At 45.3% G+C, this 17,144-nt stretch carries 19 protein-coding genes; 12 read left to right on the plus strand and 7 right to left on the minus strand.

Annotated elements, in window-relative coordinates:
• Positions 1-123: 123 nt before the first annotated feature.
• Both recA and dksA read right to left on the minus strand, forming a co-directional pair.
• Entirely contained in the window at positions 124-1,215 is a 1,092-nt protein-coding gene (gene recA / locus RS24_RS02900) for a recombinase RecA (RefSeq protein ID WP_021776684.1), read from the minus strand.
• Between the two features lie 201 nt (positions 1,216-1,416).
• Entirely contained in the window at positions 1,417-1,833 is a 417-nt protein-coding gene (gene dksA, locus RS24_RS02905; RefSeq protein WP_021776685.1) for an RNA polymerase-binding protein DksA, read from the minus strand.
• Between the two features lie 211 nt (positions 1,834-2,044).
• Here dksA and RS24_RS02910 point away from each other — a divergent pair, with 211 nt between their 5' ends.
• The 3 genes from RS24_RS02910 (at position 2,045) to RS24_RS09955 (ending at position 4,770) form a co-directional block, all read left to right on the plus strand.
• Positions 2,045-2,896 (plus strand): AAA family ATPase, encoded by an 852-nt coding sequence (locus RS24_RS02910; protein WP_021776686.1) that lies wholly within the window; start codon positions 2,045-2,047, stop codon positions 2,894-2,896.
• A gap of 10 nt (positions 2,897-2,906) precedes the next feature.
• Positions 2,907-4,082 carry a vWA domain-containing protein gene (locus tag RS24_RS02915; RefSeq protein ID WP_021776687.1) on the plus strand — a complete coding sequence of 392 codons (1,176 nt, stop codon included), beginning with the start codon at positions 2,907-2,909 and terminating at the stop codon, positions 4,080-4,082.
• Between the two features lie 535 nt (positions 4,083-4,617).
• Entirely contained in the window at positions 4,618-4,770 is a 153-nt protein-coding gene (locus tag RS24_RS09955; RefSeq protein ID WP_192814051.1) for a hypothetical protein, read from the plus strand.
• Between the two features lie 16 nt (positions 4,771-4,786).
• On the opposite strand, the gene RS24_RS10090 is transcribed toward RS24_RS09955, so the two are convergent.
• Together RS24_RS10090 and RS24_RS02920 are read right to left on the minus strand one after the other, a co-directional pair.
• Positions 4,787-4,909: a hypothetical protein gene (locus tag RS24_RS10090; protein ID WP_021776689.1), complete on the minus strand. Its 123-nt coding sequence runs from the start codon at positions 4,907-4,909 to the stop codon at positions 4,787-4,789.
• 21 nt (positions 4,910-4,930) lie between these two features.
• Positions 4,931-5,119: a hypothetical protein gene (locus RS24_RS02920; RefSeq protein ID WP_021776690.1), complete on the minus strand. Its 189-nt coding sequence runs from the start codon at positions 5,117-5,119 to the stop codon at positions 4,931-4,933.
• A 185-nt stretch (positions 5,120-5,304) separates the two neighbouring features.
• On the opposite strand from RS24_RS02920, the gene RS24_RS02925 reads away from it, so the two are divergent.
• Genes RS24_RS02925 through RS24_RS02935 form a run of 3 tightly spaced genes read left to right on the plus strand, consistent with a single transcriptional unit; the run spans position 5,305 to position 9,143 of the window.
• Positions 5,305-6,231 (plus strand): AAA family ATPase, encoded by a 927-nt coding sequence (locus tag RS24_RS02925; RefSeq protein WP_021776691.1) that lies wholly within the window; start codon positions 5,305-5,307, stop codon positions 6,229-6,231.
• 4 nt (positions 6,232-6,235) lie between these two features.
• A complete protein-coding gene (locus RS24_RS02930; RefSeq protein ID WP_021776692.1) occupies positions 6,236-7,186 on the plus strand; it encodes a DUF58 domain-containing protein in 951 nt (316 codons plus the stop codon).
• Positions 7,167-9,143 carry a transglutaminase TgpA family protein gene (locus tag RS24_RS02935; RefSeq protein WP_021776693.1) on the plus strand — a complete coding sequence of 659 codons (1,977 nt, stop codon included), beginning with the start codon at positions 7,167-7,169 and terminating at the stop codon, positions 9,141-9,143. The genes RS24_RS02930 and RS24_RS02935 overlap by 20 nt, the downstream gene beginning before the upstream one ends.
• Positions 9,144-9,148: 5 nt before the next feature.
• Here RS24_RS02935 and RS24_RS02940 read toward each other — a convergent pair whose 3' ends face one another.
• Together RS24_RS02940 and RS24_RS02945 are read right to left on the minus strand one after the other, a co-directional pair.
• Positions 9,149-9,430 (minus strand): hypothetical protein, encoded by a 282-nt coding sequence (locus tag RS24_RS02940; protein WP_021776694.1) that lies wholly within the window; start codon positions 9,428-9,430, stop codon positions 9,149-9,151.
• Between the two features lie 135 nt (positions 9,431-9,565).
• A complete protein-coding gene (locus RS24_RS02945) occupies positions 9,566-10,612 on the minus strand; it encodes an NAD(P)/FAD-dependent oxidoreductase (protein WP_021776695.1) in 1,047 nt (348 codons plus the stop codon).
• A gap of 193 nt (positions 10,613-10,805) precedes the next feature.
• Here RS24_RS02945 and RS24_RS02950 point away from each other — a divergent pair, with 193 nt between their 5' ends.
• On the plus strand, positions 10,806-11,117 hold the full coding sequence (locus tag RS24_RS02950; protein ID WP_021776696.1) for a chorismate mutase: 312 nt from the start codon (positions 10,806-10,808) through the stop codon (positions 11,115-11,117).
• Between the two features lie 3 nt (positions 11,118-11,120).
• Here the strand turns inward: RS24_RS02950 and RS24_RS02955 are convergent, their stop codons facing one another.
• Positions 11,121-11,441: a 2Fe-2S iron-sulfur cluster-binding protein gene (locus tag RS24_RS02955; protein WP_021776697.1), complete on the minus strand. Its 321-nt coding sequence runs from the start codon at positions 11,439-11,441 to the stop codon at positions 11,121-11,123.
• A gap of 118 nt (positions 11,442-11,559) precedes the next feature.
• Between RS24_RS02955 and dgcA the strand changes: the two genes are divergently transcribed.
• From dgcA to RS24_RS02985, 5 genes are all read left to right on the plus strand, one after another.
• The gene (dgcA, locus tag RS24_RS02960; RefSeq protein WP_021776698.1) at positions 11,560-12,597 is read left to right on the plus strand and encodes an N-acetyl-D-Glu racemase DgcA; all 1,038 of its coding nucleotides are present in this window, start codon (positions 11,560-11,562) and stop codon (positions 12,595-12,597) included.
• Between the two features lie 374 nt (positions 12,598-12,971).
• A complete protein-coding gene (locus RS24_RS02970; RefSeq protein ID WP_021776700.1) occupies positions 12,972-13,976 on the plus strand; it encodes an alpha/beta fold hydrolase in 1,005 nt (334 codons plus the stop codon).
• 77 nt (positions 13,977-14,053) lie between these two features.
• Positions 14,054-15,382 carry a glycosyltransferase family 4 protein gene (locus RS24_RS02975; protein ID WP_021776701.1) on the plus strand — a complete coding sequence of 443 codons (1,329 nt, stop codon included), beginning with the start codon at positions 14,054-14,056 and terminating at the stop codon, positions 15,380-15,382.
• Positions 15,363-16,073 carry a class I SAM-dependent methyltransferase gene (locus tag RS24_RS02980; protein WP_021776702.1) on the plus strand — a complete coding sequence of 237 codons (711 nt, stop codon included), beginning with the start codon at positions 15,363-15,365 and terminating at the stop codon, positions 16,071-16,073. Before RS24_RS02975 ends, RS24_RS02980 begins: the two co-directional genes overlap by 20 nt.
• 2 nt (positions 16,074-16,075) lie before the next feature.
• Positions 16,076-17,143 carry a GH116 family glycosyl hydrolase gene (locus RS24_RS02985; protein ID WP_021776703.1) on the plus strand — a complete coding sequence of 356 codons (1,068 nt, stop codon included), beginning with the start codon at positions 16,076-16,078 and terminating at the stop codon, positions 17,141-17,143.
• Position 17,144 lies beyond the last annotated feature (1 nt).

The raw sequence follows: 17,144 nt of genomic DNA on the forward strand, positions 1-17,144 counted from the left end.
GAGCCTTCCCCAATATGCCAAGCCCTGTCCGTACGAAACAGATAAATTTACAATATAAATAAAGAAAACCCCGGATATGAAATCCGGGGTTTTATAATTGGTACACACAATAAAGGAGCCAAATTAGCTTGCTGCTTCCTCTAGCTCATCATCACCTGCATCATAATCATCTTCAGGTTTGAGAGGCTCTACATCAACAAGACCAGCGTCAGCACGGACTTTTTCTTCAATTTCCGCAGCAATATCGGGGTTATCCTTAAGGAACTGACGGGCATTTTCTTTACCCTGACCGATACGCTGGTCACCATAACTGTACCAGCTACCAGATTTTTCAACGACTTCAGCTTTAACGCCAAGATCAATCAACTCACCAGTTTTTGAGATACCTTCACCATACATGATGTCAAACTCAACGACACGGAAAGGCGGTGCCACTTTATTTTTAACAACTTTGACACGTGTCTGGTTGCCAACCACTTCCTCGCGATCTTTAATCGCCCCGATACGACGGATATCCAGACGGCAAGAAGAATAGAATTTCAAGGCATTACCACCGGTTGTTGTTTCCGGACTACCAAACATCACCCCGATTTTCATCCGAATTTGATTGATGAAAATAACCATCGTATTTGACTTTGATATAGAGGCAGTCAGTTTACGCAAAGCCTGACTCATCAAACGGGCTTGAAGACCTGGCAAACTGTCGCCCATATCGCCTTCAAGTTCAGCGCGTGGGGTTAATGCCGCCACCGAATCAACAACCAACACATCAATCGCACCAGATCTGACCAGCGTATCCGCGATTTCAAGCGCCTGTTCGCCATTATCGGGCTGAGAAATCAACAATTCTTCCACATCCACGCCCAATTTACCCGCATATATGGGGTCGAGTGCGTGTTCAGCATCAATAAAAGCACAAATACCGCCGTTTTTCTGTGCTTCTGCAACTGTATGTAAGGCAAGAGTTGTTTTACCCGAGCTTTCCGGCCCGTAAATCTCGATAATCCGGCCTTGTGGCAAGCCACCAATACCGAGTGCGATATCCAGACCCAAGGAGCCAGTTGGAATAGCTCCAATTTCTACAATATTTTCTGGGTCGCCCAGCTTCATCACCGAGCCTTTACCATAATTTCGTTCAATCTGGCCTAAAGCAGCTTCAAGAGCTTTTTTTCTGTCGCCTTTTTCATCCATGAGGTTCACCAAGTTAGAGGACATTGCTATCTCCTTATTTCACACCCCTATAAAAGGAGCAATTAACTTATTTGTACCTATTTTGTTCTTTTTGGCAAGGAAAAAATTAACCCATTGATTTTATTTATATAATAAAATCATGTTCTCACTTTATTCACAGAAAGAGTGATTTTTTAAAAAAAATCACAAGCCAGGCAAGAGAATCGGTAAGGCAGAAAAAAAGCTCTAGTCGTCGCGGAATACGCGCTCACGTTTTTCGTGTCTTTCCTGCGCTTCCACGCTTAATGTTGCAATTGGGCGCGCATCGAGGCGTTTCAGACTAATCGGATCGCCTGTTTCCTCACAATAACCGTAAGTTTGGTCTTCCAGACGTCCAAGCGCGGCATCTATTTTATTTATGAGTTTACGTTGTCGGTCACGCGTTCTTAATTCCAATGTTTTTTCAGATTCAGAAGCTGCTCTGTCAGTCACGTCAGGAAGGTGAAGACTCCCTTCTTGCAATGAAGAGACAGTTTCGCGTGTTTCCCGAATGATATCCTCTTTCCAAGTCACAAGCTTGCGCCGGAAATATTCCCTTTGACGGGCATTCATAAAGGGTTCGCTATCACTGGGCGCATAATCTTTTGGTAAACGCGTTGCCATGAACGATATTCTCCTGCACCAAATTAAGACAGGCGAAATATATTCAGTTCTTGCTTAAATACAAGTCCGACATTGCAAGCATTTTTGATTTTTTGGATTTTTTCCCATAAATAAGCATGCGTTAAAATGTCCGCAGCGGAGATTCTGTTCTTGCCTGCAGGCCGTAAATTGGTGTTTAAAAGGTTTTTCAAAACAAATAAGGAATTCTGTGATGTCCGGAAAATTCGAAGGTACTCAAAATTACATTGCAACAGAGGATTTACGGATTGCGGTAAATGCTGCGCTCACATTGGAAAGACCACTTCTGGTCAAAGGCGAACCCGGTACAGGTAAAACCGTATTGGCTGAGGAAGTCGCTAAAGCACTGGATCTGGAGCTTCTCACCTGGCACATCAAATCCACCACCAAAGCGCATCAAGGGCTATATGAGTATGACGCCATCACACGCCTGCGGGATAGCCAACTCGGGGATGAACGCGTCAAAGATATTAAAAACTATATTAATCGCGGCAAACTCTGGGAAGCCTTTGCCCATAAAGGGCGCGTCGTTCTGCTGATTGATGAGATTGATAAGGCCGACATCGAGTTCCCAAATGACTTGCTCCAAGAACTCGACCGCATGGAATTTTTTGTTTACGAGACCGGCGAAACCATTAAGGCCGAGACACGCCCGCTGGTTATCATCACCTCCAATAATGAGAAAGAATTGCCGGACGCCTTCTTACGCCGCTGCTTCTTCCATTACATCGCTTTCCCAGACCACGAGACAATGACAGAAATCGTCAAAGTTCACTTCCCGGATTTAAAACCGCGTCTGGTGAAAGAAGCGCTGTCTGTTTTTTATGAAGTGCGTGAGGTGCCGGGACTGAAAAAGAAACCCTCCACATCTGAATTGCTGGACTGGCTGAAGCTTCTGATGAATGAGGATATTGACGAAACCACCCTGCGCGAGCGTGACCCGAATAAGCTTATTCCACCATTACATGGGGCGTTGCTTAAAAACGAGCAAGATGTTCAGCTATTTGAAAAGCTGGCTTTTCTGGCCCGCCGCGAGAGAAATTAGACCCTAAACAATGTTTGTTGATTTCTTCCATGATCTGAAAAGTAACGGCGTACCCGTCAGCCTGCGAGAATATCTGAGCCTGCTGGAAGCTCTGGATCGTGATGTCATCAACCGCGACATTCAAGAATTTTACTATCTCTCCCGCGCTGCTTTGGTGAAGGACGAGAAGAACCTCGATAAGTTTGATGTTGTATTCGGCAAAACCTTCAAAGGTCTGCAAGCATTATCGGAAACAGAAATCGCCGAAATCCCGACGGAGTGGTTGCAATCCCTCACCGAAAAGTTTTTGACTGAAGAAGAAAAAGCTGCGGTGGAAGCGCTAGGCGGCTGGGAAAAAATTATGGAAGAGCTGCAAAAGCGGCTTGAGGAACAAAAAGAACGCCATGAAGGGGGCAATAAATGGATTGGCACGGGCGGCACATCGCCTTTTGGTGCGGACGGCTATAACCCTGAAGGCATCCGCATTGGTCAGGAAAAAGGGCGTCATGGGCGCGCGGTGAAGGTCTGGGATAAGCGCGAATATAAAAATCTCGATGGTGACGTCGAGATTGGCACGCGCAATATAAAAGTTGCCCTGCGGCGCCTTCGCCGTTTTGCCCGCGACGGTGTGCCGGATAAGCTCGATCTGGATGGCACGATCAAATCCACCGCCAATGCCGGTTATCTTGATATTAAGCTGGAGGCCGAGCGGCGCAACAAAATCAACGTGCTGTTGTTTTTTGATGTTGGCGGCTCAATGGATCCGCATATCAAGCTTTGCGAGGAGTTGTTTTCTGCCGCGCGCGCTGAGTTTAAAACCATGGAACATTTTTATTTCCACAACTGCCTTTATGAAGGCGTGTGGAAAGACAATGCCCGCCGCCATACGGACAAAATGCCGACATGGGATGTGCTGCATAAATACCCGGCGGACTATAAGATTATTTTTGTCGGAGATGCGTCCATGTCGCCTTATGAGATTGTGCATGCAGGCGCGTCGGTGGAACATTGGAATGAAGAGGCCGGGGGCGTGTGGCTCCAACGTGTGGTGGATATTTATACCAGCGCGGTGTGGCTTAACCCGACGCCGGAACGCTTTTGGACGCATAGCGGCTCAACCGACATCATCAAGCAGATTTTCAATGACCGCATGTTCCCCCTCACCCTCGATGGCCTCGACGCCGCCATGCGCGAATTGAGTCGGTAAAAAAACTCTAATCAATGTCTACACCTAGTCTCCTAACACGAAGTCTATTGATTACACTATTGTTTTCTTTCGCAATTTCTTTCAAAGCTAAAGCTGCATCTCTGAGAAAAACTACCTTTGCGTGTAACACTGTATAACAGAATATGTTATGATATTTTCATCCTTTGTTATGACAGGCAAAGGCTGGGTTATGATAGCCCTGACACAAAGCGGTATAGGATAAGCCGCCTGAAGACAGTGAGTGCGGCTTGCCGTTCTCTATAGTTTCAGTTTGGCTTAAATGCTTAAGCTTATTGAGTTTTTCTTAGTCTTGTCCCGATAACCGTCAACTCGACACCATGTCGGGGTGGCGGCGGAATACAACAGCTCCGGCGAATACGCCGTTGCCGACTTTGTGCGGTGCTATCAGACCCCGGCACCATTCAGATGAATGGTGCCGTTTTGGTATAACAATACAAAGAGACACCAAATGAAACATCTACAACAAATCCGGAAATTCCTTCGACATATTCTTCCCCTTTAAAAAACAGAGCTAATGCCCTTTATGGAGGGTGATACGTTAATTGCCATTCGTAGGCTGGAGACAGATCAAGTCATCACGATTGTTCGCGAAGATGTTCAGCTAAGTGAAGATGAAAAAATAAGCTTGGCGGATTTGTGCCGCACTCTGAGTTTTAAGCTGAAATAGAGGGTTTTGAAAACCTCTAATCCTTCTTATTTCCTTTATTAATCACTTCGACATTTGTGGTGTTGGTGGTGTGGGTGGCGCCTGCTTCAGCTTTGCGAATCTCGGCGCGCTCAATGATGATTTGTTCGTGCTGCCGCATCAGACATTCTCTGTCATTTGGTTAATTCAACTCTTCGCATCTGAATTTTGCCAGCTCGGCAGCAGGTACCAAGTCCGGCGCGACAACTGAGGTAAAGCGTGAGGCTTCACATGCCGGTAGTGTCAGCACGACGGCAATAAGAAAAATTTGATTAAGTTTTTGTGTATTTAAGGCCAATGCAGATAGGTTATTTCTTTTAACTAAAGTCATTCATTACACCCGTTGGTTTTGCTGATTGATGTGGGTAACCATATGAGCATAAGATAGTTTATGAAACTGTTAAACAAATTTTATATTAAAATTTACAATTAAATTTGTTTAATAAATATATTTCGCTTTTTGCATATATTAAGTTCATGTTAGGGTGTCGGAAATTATTTGATGAGTAGTTGCTTATGTTGAAGCCTGTAGCCGTTGATAATAAACTATCCTTCGTCATTGACGCCGTTAATCACATCGTGCGTGACAAAAAAGACCAAATTGAATGCGCGCTTGCGGCATTTCTATCCGGCGGGCATGTCCTGATAGAAGATACGCCCGGGACCGGTAAAACCTCCCTCGCGCAAGCCTTCGGCCATCACCTCAATCTGGACTGGAAACGCCTCCAATGCACAAATGACACCATGCCGTCCGATATTATCGGGGTGAATGTTTTTGATCCACAAAGCGGGAATTTTACCTTCAGGCAAGGGCCACTTTTCACAGAGCTTATGCTTGTAGATGAACTGAACCGTGCACCCAGCAAAAGCCAAAGCGCCTTGCTGGAAGCCATGGCAGAAGGACAAGCAAGTATTGATGGACGTCGTTATACTTTGCCGGAGCCATTCTTGCTGATCGCCACACAGAACCCGACTGAGCAAATCGGTGTATCGCCTTTGCCGGAGTCACAACTTGACCGCTTTGCTGTTTCTTTCACACTTGGGCTTCCCTCAGCAGAGACCGAAGCAGAAATTATCGACGGTGCGGAAAGCGGCTTTTCCAGCGACATTAGTGGTGAACCGGTTTTACCTGAGGGCGCATTTTTGGCCCTATGTGAGAGGCGAAAAGATATTATTTGTGATGCCAAAATCGTCACATATTTACAAGACATAGCAACAGCTGTTCGCGGCGCATTATTACCGCATCTCTCTGTGAGGGCGCTCATTCAAATTAAAGGGCTCGCTCAGGCACATGCACTCATTGCCGGACGCGATTATGTCGCGCCGGAGGATATTCAAAAAATGATACCCGGTGCTTTGCGGCATCGCTTTACACAAAACATCAGCAAAAATGATGCATTGGATAAACTCCAAGATATTCTTAACAGTATAGCCGTGCCATAATCTCATGTTGGCGCCTGTTCAAGCCTTTGTGGATCGCCTGACCGGTAAACGCTTATGGGCGGGACACGAAAAGATACTCAGACAAAAAGATTTATTTATTCTGCCCAATCGATATGGGGTCTATGTCGCCTTTTTGGTGTTTGCCAGCTTTGCCATGGGCTACCGTGTGCAGAATAACTTCATCCTACTTGGCGTTATTTTTCTATTTCTTATTTATATGCTGTCGCTTATCGCCTCTGTTCGTAACCTTCAGGGATTGTCTTTCTCGTTCAGAACCGCACCCTATTACATGGCCTCTGAAACCCAGCAAGTCATGCTGTCATTACAACGCACAGATCCGGTTTATAATCTGGAACTCCACCTTCCCACATCTGAAAGACTTGTTCTCAACCTACCCAAAGGTCAGGCCGAAATCCGTCCAATCGTCGGCAATCTGCCCCGCGGTATTCACACTGTACCTGCGCTTAAAGTTCAAACCCGTTTTCCTTTTGGCATCGTTAGATGCTGGAGTTGGCTATCTCCGTCAATAACAATGACTGTCTGCCCAACGCCAGACATGAGACCCCTGACAGAGTATCCACGCACCACCCAAACACCCGTCACGGAGGGTTCAGATGATTTATTCGCCACCGCAACAGCACAATCAGAAGACGGGCTTTTGCAGGATCCGCGAACATTTGAGGATGGTGATTTGCCGTCACGCATTGATTGGAAACGCTTTGCGGCAACCCGGGAATTATTGACCCGGGACTTCAGCGCGCCAAATAACGGCGATGTGGTGTTGCAAGCTTCTACAGAAATGGAGAAAGAGGCGGCATTATCTTATCTATGTGGCGGGGTGTTGGTTTGTGCCAATCATCAGGAAAATGCCATTATGATTTTGAACAATCAGCGCTTTACCATTCAAAATGACTCCCAAAGACTTGAGGCTTTACATGCGCTTGCTTCAGCTTAATAAAAAGCCCAAGCGCACTCCAAAGCGCTTACCGGAATCCGATATTCGCCTAACAGCTTTGTTAATGGCTGCAACATCTGCCCCCATTGCCATGACCATGGCAACACTGAGCCATGTGCTTGTTTTTCCGATATGGGTTGCATTATGGGGACTTGCCCTGATGCCACGCTCAACCCTACGGCATGTTCTGGTCATCACCTCTATTATCGGAGTCTTTATTGCAATCCGGTTTCTGGCACCGCCACCTGACGAACGATTTTTCATGTTATTGGTCATGATGTTTGGTGTTATCGCGCAACTTGACCAAAGCGGGCGACCAAACCCCTTTGCTGTGCTGGGGGTCGTGTTCCCCGCTTTATGCGCGATAGCCCTTTCTTCCAGTCTCATGCTGTTTGTTTTGATGTTGGTGAGCGTTGGGCTTTATCTCGGCCTGTTTGTTCTGCGATATAATAACATGCCTCTATCTGGCTTACGGGTAAGAATTCTTCGTGTGGTCGGCATTCTTGGCGGTGCATTTCTGGCAACGTTGATGATTTTTATTCTCCTCCCCCGCATTGATTTATCTGATATTCCAAAACTTGTATCCGAAAGAGCCTTAACCGGCGTTACGGATAGGTTGGAAATTGGTCGGTTTTCTGAGGTCATTCAAAGCGGAGAAACCGCCTTTAGAGCTTTTCTCCCAACTGGAACAAATGTGAAAGAATTTTACTGGCGTGTCTATGTCCTCACACACGCCAAAAACGGCAAATGGGAGCGAGGGCTATCGGCAGCACCTGCTTTTCAAAGGCTGAAAGCGTCTATTGGCAATGATGACCCAAATCTGACCTATACGGTAAGACATGCCAATCCCGCAGAGCCATGGCTGCCGGTTTTGGGTTCTCCGTCAAACCTACCTCCCCCCAATTTAACGCAAATCAGCCTGAGCGGAGAAATCACTATTCCAGCCAAAACGGACAGGATTCCGCGTATCTGGAAACTCAGCACTGTGACAGACGGCAATAGTAATGCCACGCTACCGGAGAGTACCAACCTCCAAGGTCACCCACGCCTAACAGCCTGGGCTCAAAAACAACGCCGTGAAACTGATAGCGATGCTGCCTTTGCCGAAATGCTTCTTGGGTATTTCCAAAGTCAGGGGTTCAGCTATTCTTTGTCACCGCCGCCGCTACGCGGAGACAAAATGGATGATTTCTTTTTTGAAACAAAACAAGGCTATTGCGGGCATTACGCCATGGCTTTTGCCTCCGCTTTACGTGCCGCAGGCATTCCTGCAAATGTCGTCGTCGGTTATTCGGGTGGGGCTTGGAATGAATTTGGTAATTATGTGCTGGTTCGTCAATCCGACGCGCATGCCTGGGTCGAGGCGAAAATTGACGGTTCAAATTGGCAACGCTATGACCCGACAAAAGTCGTTCCCCTAATCGAAGAAACAACCAATACACCTCAGGAAACAGGTGCAACCACGCCATTGCTAAAGCAACCTGGTAATAGTTTCACCGTACCAGACAGATTAAACCGTTTGGCGAGATGGGCAGACCATCAAATTGTGCGCTTGAACAACGAAATTTTGACTTTTGATGCTCAATCAAGGAAGAACTTTTTGAGCGAATTAAGCTTGGGACGTGTACTGACATATCTGGCAATCTGGGGGCTAACTGTTTCAGCGTTACTCATCCCGCTTTTGTTATTTAAGTTTTTCACCGGCAGAGACCCGCTTACTCTTCTGGATTCAAAATTCAGCATCCTTGCCGGTAAAATCGGTTTTCATCGCGCACCAGCAGAAGGCAGACTAGATTTTTCAGAACGCATCGCGCAAGCCAGACCAGACATTGCCGACGGGATAAGGAATTATACTCAGCATTGGAGTCGTTGCTATTTCACTGATAATGTAACACCAGACGATGTAGCTCATCTCAAAAAAATACTAATGGGGATAAGGCAGTCTGTAAGTAGTTGACTGAATTAATCGGTGGTCGGCGTATCGACTGCCTTTTCTTTATCTGACTTACCACTCTTGCCAATCAACTCGCGAGAAATTTGAACTTGCTCCTGCATTAACCCTTCCATCCGGGACAGAAGCATAACAATCACATTAATATCGGCTTTAAGATTAACCACAGCTTTGTTCAGATTACTGACAATGTCATTGAGATTTTTAATGGCGTAGTTAATCGTTTCGACATCAACGGGAAGCTGGTCGTAACGACTCTGGGTGTTATTCCAGTTGTTTAAATTATCCGTCATACGTCACCCATCACATTTTATATTTTACTGGATATAACAAAACGCGGTTGAGCTAAAGATAATTCAGACCGTATACTTCGGTTATTCAGACATGTGACAAAGTTACAAGGCGAACCTAATTACTGCTTTTAACCCTCAGTTAACTCCGAGTTTTTTCTGAAGACTGGTGCTGGAGGTCGTGTACTGGAAGGTCAACTTTTGGTCAGGATGCACACGTTTAAATGCGTGGTGCGCCATGAGCGCTGCCTCATGGAAACCTGAGAGAATAAGTTTCAACTTACCGGGATAGGTATTTATATCCCCAATGGCATAAATGCCATCTTGGTCAGTTGCAAACTTTTCCGTATCCACCTCAATAAGATTTTCATTAAGGTTAAGACCCCAATCAGAAATTGGGCCAAGTTTCATGGTCAGGCCAAAAAACGGCAAGAAGCTCGTGCAATTGATTTCAATCGGATCGGCCTGAGCCGGTTTAAGATGTGCGCCAGAAAGCTGCCCGTTTTCACCAATAAGGTCAGTAATCTGACCGATATGTAAATTGATTTTTCCTTCATCAACCAGCGCGCGCATTTTATTGACGCTATCAGGCGCGGCACGGAATACATCACGGCGATGAACAAGTGTCATGGATTTGGCGATGGGTTGAAGGTTTAACACCCAATCCATGGCACTATCACCACCACCAGAGATGAGAATATCTTGATCTTTAAAAGCTTCCATTTTTCTAACAGCATAATGAACGCCAGCGCCATTGGAAGTATCAGACTGTTCGTAAACTTCAATTTCTGGAATAGGCGGTTTTTTCGGCTGGAAGCTTCCGCCACCCGCAGCAATTACCACAACCGGAGCTTCAAAAACTTCATTTTCGTCTGTTGTCACACGCCAAGTCTGGTCATCAACTTTTTCCAAACCAGTTACCATCCGGTTGAAATGAAAAGTCGGATCAAAAGGAGCCGCCTGCTCCATCAATTGATCCGTGAGTTGTTGACCGGAAACCTCCGGCATACCTGGAATATCGTATATAGGTTTTTCAGGATAGAGTTCAGCACATTGCCCACCGGGTTTATCAAGAATATCAATGAGATGAGCTTTCATGTCCAACAGGCCAAGTTCAAAAATGGCAAACAAACCAACGGGTCCGGCTCCGATAATGACGGCATCTGTTTTAATTGTTTCGGACATAGCTTAACCTTTCAGAGTGCGTGTAATTTACATAATTTTTATGTAATTAATTTTAATTACCGAATAATTTTGTTTATATTATGCTTTTCATTAATTACAAGTTGTTATTGCAGAGACATTTTGTCCTTGTGAATTCATATATATGATGATTGGTCAGACTTTCAATTCAATCCTGTAATGGATATAAGAAACTATGTCAGAAAACAACACACGCGCGCCGCTACCTTGCCCTGAAATGGGTAAAATAAGAGAAGATATCGACAATCTTGATAAGGACATTCTTCAGCTTCTCAAAAAGCGGCTCAATTTAATCGAGCAAGCCGCCTTGGTGAAACCAGAGCGTAATCAAGTCCGCGACATTGCCCGCATTGATGAAGTTATCGCCCTGATTAGACAAGAAGCCAAGATAGCAAATTATCCGGAGGATATGGCTGAGGCGATATGGAAAAATATCATTGAGCTGAGCATCAATTACGAATATGACGCTTACGATAAAAAGGGCTGAGACCTAGTACTGGTTCTCGGGCATATCTAAGACAATACCGTCCAGGTCATCTGTCACCTTAATCTGACACGAAAGACGGCTGTTATCCTTCACATGAACAGCAAAATCCAGCATATCTTCTTCCAGATCATTGGCCTGACCCGTCTTGTCCTGCCAGTCTTGGCGCACATAAACATGGCAAGTGGCACACGCACATGCTCCACCGCAATCCGCACTGATGGCTTTGATATCATTCTTGATGGCAACTTCCATCAAAGTCATTCCAACTTCACCCTCGCAAGGATGTTCGGTTCCGTTACTTTCAACAAATGTTATTTTCACCATATGCTAATACCCATATACTGATGAGAAAGTGATATACAATCTCTTAGAATTTCGGCTCTCGTTATCATAAATATATGGGGTCGTCTAGCTTGCAATCCACCATTAGCATAGAAATAGTATGACCCAGACGCAGAGAAAAATTAGAATACGCGCCGAAAGCCATAGGCTAACTAAGCCTTTCACCATTTCTCGAGGTCATAAAAACACCGCAGATGTGGTGGTTGTCGAGATAAATGATGGATCACGGATCGGGCGCGGGGAATGCGTTCCATATGGGCGATACGGTGAGACCCTTGAAAGTGTCACAGCGGAAATTGAGAGTATCAAACCAATCCTTGAAGGTAGCTCAAACAAGCTGAGTCACACTTTTACCCGTGACGACCTTCAAACCGCGATGCACCCCGGCGCGGCAAGAAATGCCATAGATTGCGCCCTTTGGGATCTTGAAGCTAAACAAATCGGTCTGACCGTACCAGACCGGCTTGGTTTGCGCCCGCGCCCTCTCCCTTCAGCTGTGACAATCACATTAGATACCCCTGCCAGAATGGCTCAGGCTGCTAAGCAGCTTTTGAACAAAAACTCTGAAAAGAAACAATTAGTTAAAGTTAAGCTGGGTGGTGAGGACGGCTTTGCAGCCGATATTGGTCGCCTCAGTGCTATTCGAGATACCGCAGCTGAAGCAACGCTCATCGTTGATGTAAATGAAGGCTGGCACCCGCATGATATTATCTCTCATGTTGATGCCCTTAAATCCTTTAATATTGACCTAATTGAGCAGCCATTACCCGCCGACAATGATGATATCCTCAAGGATATTGATCTCCCCTTTTGCGCTGATGAGTCGGTTCATGACAGCGATGACCTCAATCACCTTAATCCGGGCTATGACTGTGTGAATATTAAACTCGATAAAACGGGTGGGCTTACAGAAGCATTAAAAATGCTTCAACTTGCCCGTAAAAAAAATCTTAAAGTGATGGTTGGGTGTATGGTTGCGTCTTCGCTATCAATGATGCCTGCTTATTTTCTGGGATTACAGGCAGATTATGTTGACCTAGACGGCCCGATATGGCTGGAAAAAGACCGCGAAAACGGTCTGCATTTTGTCCATGACCAAATATCATTACCCACAAAACCCCTCTGGGGTTGGAACTGAGGGAATAGAATTCCTACTTAGATGATTTCAAATAGAGGCGCTTAAAGCTTGACTAACATCCTTTCTTATTGATAATGATTATCAATAGCATTTAATTGATGGATGATAGAGGTAGATGGCATGACACGGGTTCATATCCCTTCACACAAATTAAAAGCACTCTTGTCAAAAAAAATTCAGGCATACGACACGAAGGAGAGTGACGACAATATTGTGATATTTAAACCGTCACCCCACACCCCCAATCATCAAGATAGATATAGAAAATCTCCGGCAAAAATCATTCCCTTTGACAGCTATAAAGCTTCCAAGCTCTGACTTGCACAATGTGCAGATTCCAAAGTAGGCTTTCTTTAACTACTTTGGATACAAAAATGACCAATATCGACTGGACGACCCCCCGTTTCATTGACCTACCAGATTTACGCATGGCAGTGTTTGAAACTGGGCAAAGGTCATCGACCACCCCGACAATTATCCTGTGTCACGGGTTCCCTGAAATTGCCTATAGCTGGCGGCATATCATGACCCCACTTGCAAATTTGGGCTTTCATGTGGTTGCGCCGGATTTAAGAGGCTTTGGGGCGACGGGAAATCCATTAAGTGACACAGGCGATGACACGAGCGTAAACTTATTCGACATGCAACATTTATGCGATGACATGGCACATCTACTGGATGCTCTAGGTCTGGAAGAAGCAATTTTCACCGGACACGATTGGGGCGGTTTTGTTGTTTGGCAAATGCCATTTTACCACCCAAATCGCACAAAGGCTGTCATCGGTATCAACACCCCTTTTATACCGCGTCAGGAAATAGACCCCATAGAAATTTTCAAAGCCATATGGGGAAAGGATTCTTACCTGGTAAGATTTCAAGAATACGGTGTTGCTGAAAAAATACTGGATGAAAATCCGCGTAAAACCCTTCTAGCATCCTATCGCTCACCGACGGGAAGTAATTTTAATGGCGATGAAGCAACTCAAAAAATGTGGAAAAACTTTGAGTTATTAAACATTCTGAAATCTGATGAAACGCAATGGCCCGGTCATCAGCTTTTACCGGATGCAGAGTTTCAACCCTATATTGATGCCTTCTCCAAGACTGGGTTTCGTGGCGGCGTGAATTGGTATCGGAATTTCACACGCAACTGGGAACTAAGTGAAAATTTCCCCGACAAAATTGACCTGCCTTGTCTGATGATTTGCGCTGAGAAAGACCCTGTTCTCCCCCCTGCCATGGCAGATGTCATGCCAGAACATATTGCAGATCTAGAAACCAAACTCATAAAAAACTGCGGACACTGGACTCAATCGGAAAAACCAGATGAACTTTTTGGCTTCATGAAAGACTGGCTCGAAAAAAGATTCCCTGTATAAGAAAACAGGATAAATCAACAGACAGACCCTACTTGTCTATTATCCAAGTTTATATATTAACCAAACCAGCGTTCCTCATGAAAACACCCTCTAACATTAATGGCACGTCCAAAGATTTGATATCAGCAATCAATGGTGACAGGCCTCTCAAAATTTTACTTCCCAGTTATAGAAGCAAACCCCACACTGGAGGTCAGGGTATTTATATGCGCCTCATCTCAAAAGCCATTGTAGATTTGGGACATGAGGTTGACGTCATTTCTGGCCCACCCTATCCATATCTAGATCAACGTGTCGGCTTGATTGAATTGCCTTCGCTTGACATGTATGCCCGCGACAACCCTCTCACCTGTCTCAATAAAGATATTATGAGCAACCGTATCGATTTATTCGAATGGTGGTCACATAATTGGGGCGGCTTTCCAGAGCCTTATACATTCGGCGAACGGTTAAAAAATTATATGAAAACACGGATTTCAGATTACGACATCATGCATGACAATCAGACACTTTGTTATGGCATGCTCGAAGTTCGCAATATGGGTTTGCCTGTTGTTGGCACAATTCATCATCCAATTACCAAAGATCGTCATATCGAAATTACACATGCAAAATCACTTTTTCTTAAACTGTTGAAATGGCGTTGGTATAGTTTTCTCAATATGCAAATCCGGGTGGCGCGGCAGCTTGACCCGCTTATAGTTGTCTCTGACAGCACCAAGCGTGATGTTCATAAAGATTTCGGCGTACCAATGGAGCGCATGCAACGCATACATCATGGTATTAATCATGAGGCATTCAGTCCGATGCCTGAAATTAAACGTAAGCCCAATCGCTTAATGGCAACCGCCAGCGCGGATGTCCCGCTTAAAGGGCTGATTTACCTCATCCGAGCCTATGCGGAGCTTTTAAAAGAGTTTCCTGATCTGGAGTTGGTTGTGGTGGGCAGCCTTCGGGAGGGGCCCACAATGCAAGAACTTGAAAAACGCGGCATTCATGACCGTGTTCAATTCATCTCTGGCCTTGATGAGGAAGACATAAGAAAGCTCTATGCCGAGGCAACCATTGCTGTCTCTCCGTCTGTTTATGAGGGCTTCGGCTTTCCTGCGGGCGAAGCTTTATCATGCGGTGTTCCGCTGGTCTCAACAGATGGTGGGTCGCTGCCGGAAGTCGTCGGCGATGCAGGGATTATAGTACCACATTCAAATCCGCCTGCACTTGCCCAAGCAATTGCAGATTTGCTGAATAATCCAGATAAGCGAGACGCGCTTTCAGTCAAAGGGCGTAAACATATTTTAGAAAATTTTACTTGGTCGCGTTGCGCACAAGAGGTCGTCGATATGTATCGGGCCACTATCGCCAAAAATGCCAATATACAGTTAACCAATGCAGACAATTCAACTTGAAAAACTTAACGTTAAAGAAGGTCATAAAGTACTAGACCTTGGTTGTGGACACGGACGGCATTGTCACGCCGTTTATTATCACAATGACTGCCAGATAATCGGGGTAGATCTTGGCTTTGAAGATATTCTTATTGCACGAGATGGATTTGCAGCCTATCCAGATTTAGCAGGTCAATCAAAAAGCCGTTTCGGACTAAGTGTAGCTGATGCGCTTCACCTCCCCTTCGCTGATGACACATTTGACAGAGTTATCTGTTCTGAAGTTCTGGAACATATTCCTGATTATCTTGCCGCAATTGAAGAAATATTGCGTGTCACCAAACCTGGTGGGCGCATTGGTGTTTCAGTGCCACGCTACTGGCCCGAAAAAATATGCTGGCTTCTATCGGCAGATTATCACAATGAGCCAGGCGGCCACATCCGCATTTTCCGTGCCAACGAGTTGGAAGATGATTTCACTTCACGCGGATTTAAAAAAATTTGTCATCACTGGGCGCATGGTCTGCATTCCCCATATTGGTGGTTAAGATGCTTACTCGGCGTGAAAAAAGATAAAGTTTTCGGGGTACGCCATTATCATAAATTGCTGGTTGCAGAAATGATGAACCCAAATGGTCTCGTGGCTGCATTCGGCAAACTTCTCGACCCGATTATGGGAAAGTCAGTCGTGTATTATTTCGACAAAAAATAAATATGAATAACATAAAATCTTTCAGCCCTTATTTTGACGGCACCGTAGAAAAAATCATATCTATACAAATAGAGGATGGTGGCATTCCATGGTTCAAGAATGGCGTACTGGATCCTTGGAATCATCTCGAAGCAGTCATGGCGCTCAACCTTTGCGGTAAGAAAGAAAACGTCAAACGCGGTTTTGATTATCTTTTTAACACCCAACTCAATGACGGCGCGTGGTGGGGACAACTTGGAAGCGCTGTTCCATTGGATGAAGGTCTGATGCACTTTTCATCCGAGGATATGGACTCAGGTAACCGGACAAAAGACACAAACTTCGCGGCTTATATCGCTACGGCTGTTTGGCATGATTATCTTCTTAATAATAATCTGGATTTTGTTAAAACGGCTTGGCCTCATGTGAAAAAGGCTATTGAGTTTTCACTCTCACTCCAAACAGAAGATGGTGATATACGCTGGGCAGCAGAGACGGATACCACGCGTGTCGATGACGCATTGGTCACAGGTTGCTGTTCAATTTTTAAAAGTCTTAACTCATCTTTAAAACTCGCAGAGTTAGCCATTTTTGATACTGACGCCAACAGGTATATTCATAAGTGGACAGCGGCACGAGATAAATTGCGTGATGCTCTCATTAACAAGCCATATCGCTTTGATCGAAATTGGCAGCCCAAAGATAATTTCTCAATGGATTGGTACTATCCCGTTTTGACTGGTGTCCTAGAAGGTGAAGCCGCGCAAAAACGGTTGGACGAAAAATGGGATGTTTTCGTTGTCGACAAGTTCGGTTGCAAATGTGTCAGCGACGAACCCTGGGTCACGGTTGCCGAAACAGCTGAACTGGTCATGGCGCTAGTAAAAGCTGGGAGAAAAAACCAAGCAAAGGAAATTTTGTCATGGCTAGATAAATATCGCGATAAGGATGGCGGCTACTGGATGGGCTACCAGACAGAGCGTAAGATGAACTGGCCTCTAGAAAAACCGCCATGGACTTCCGGTGCTGTTATACTCGCAACGGATGCGGTTTTTGATATCACCCCTGCCAGCAAACTATTTAGCCAATAGG

Origin of the sequence: Candidatus Micropelagos thuwalensis (genome assembly GCF_000469155.1) — a bacterium.
Taxonomy (GTDB): Bacteria; Pseudomonadota; Alphaproteobacteria; order RS24; family RS24; genus Micropelagius; species Micropelagius thuwalensis.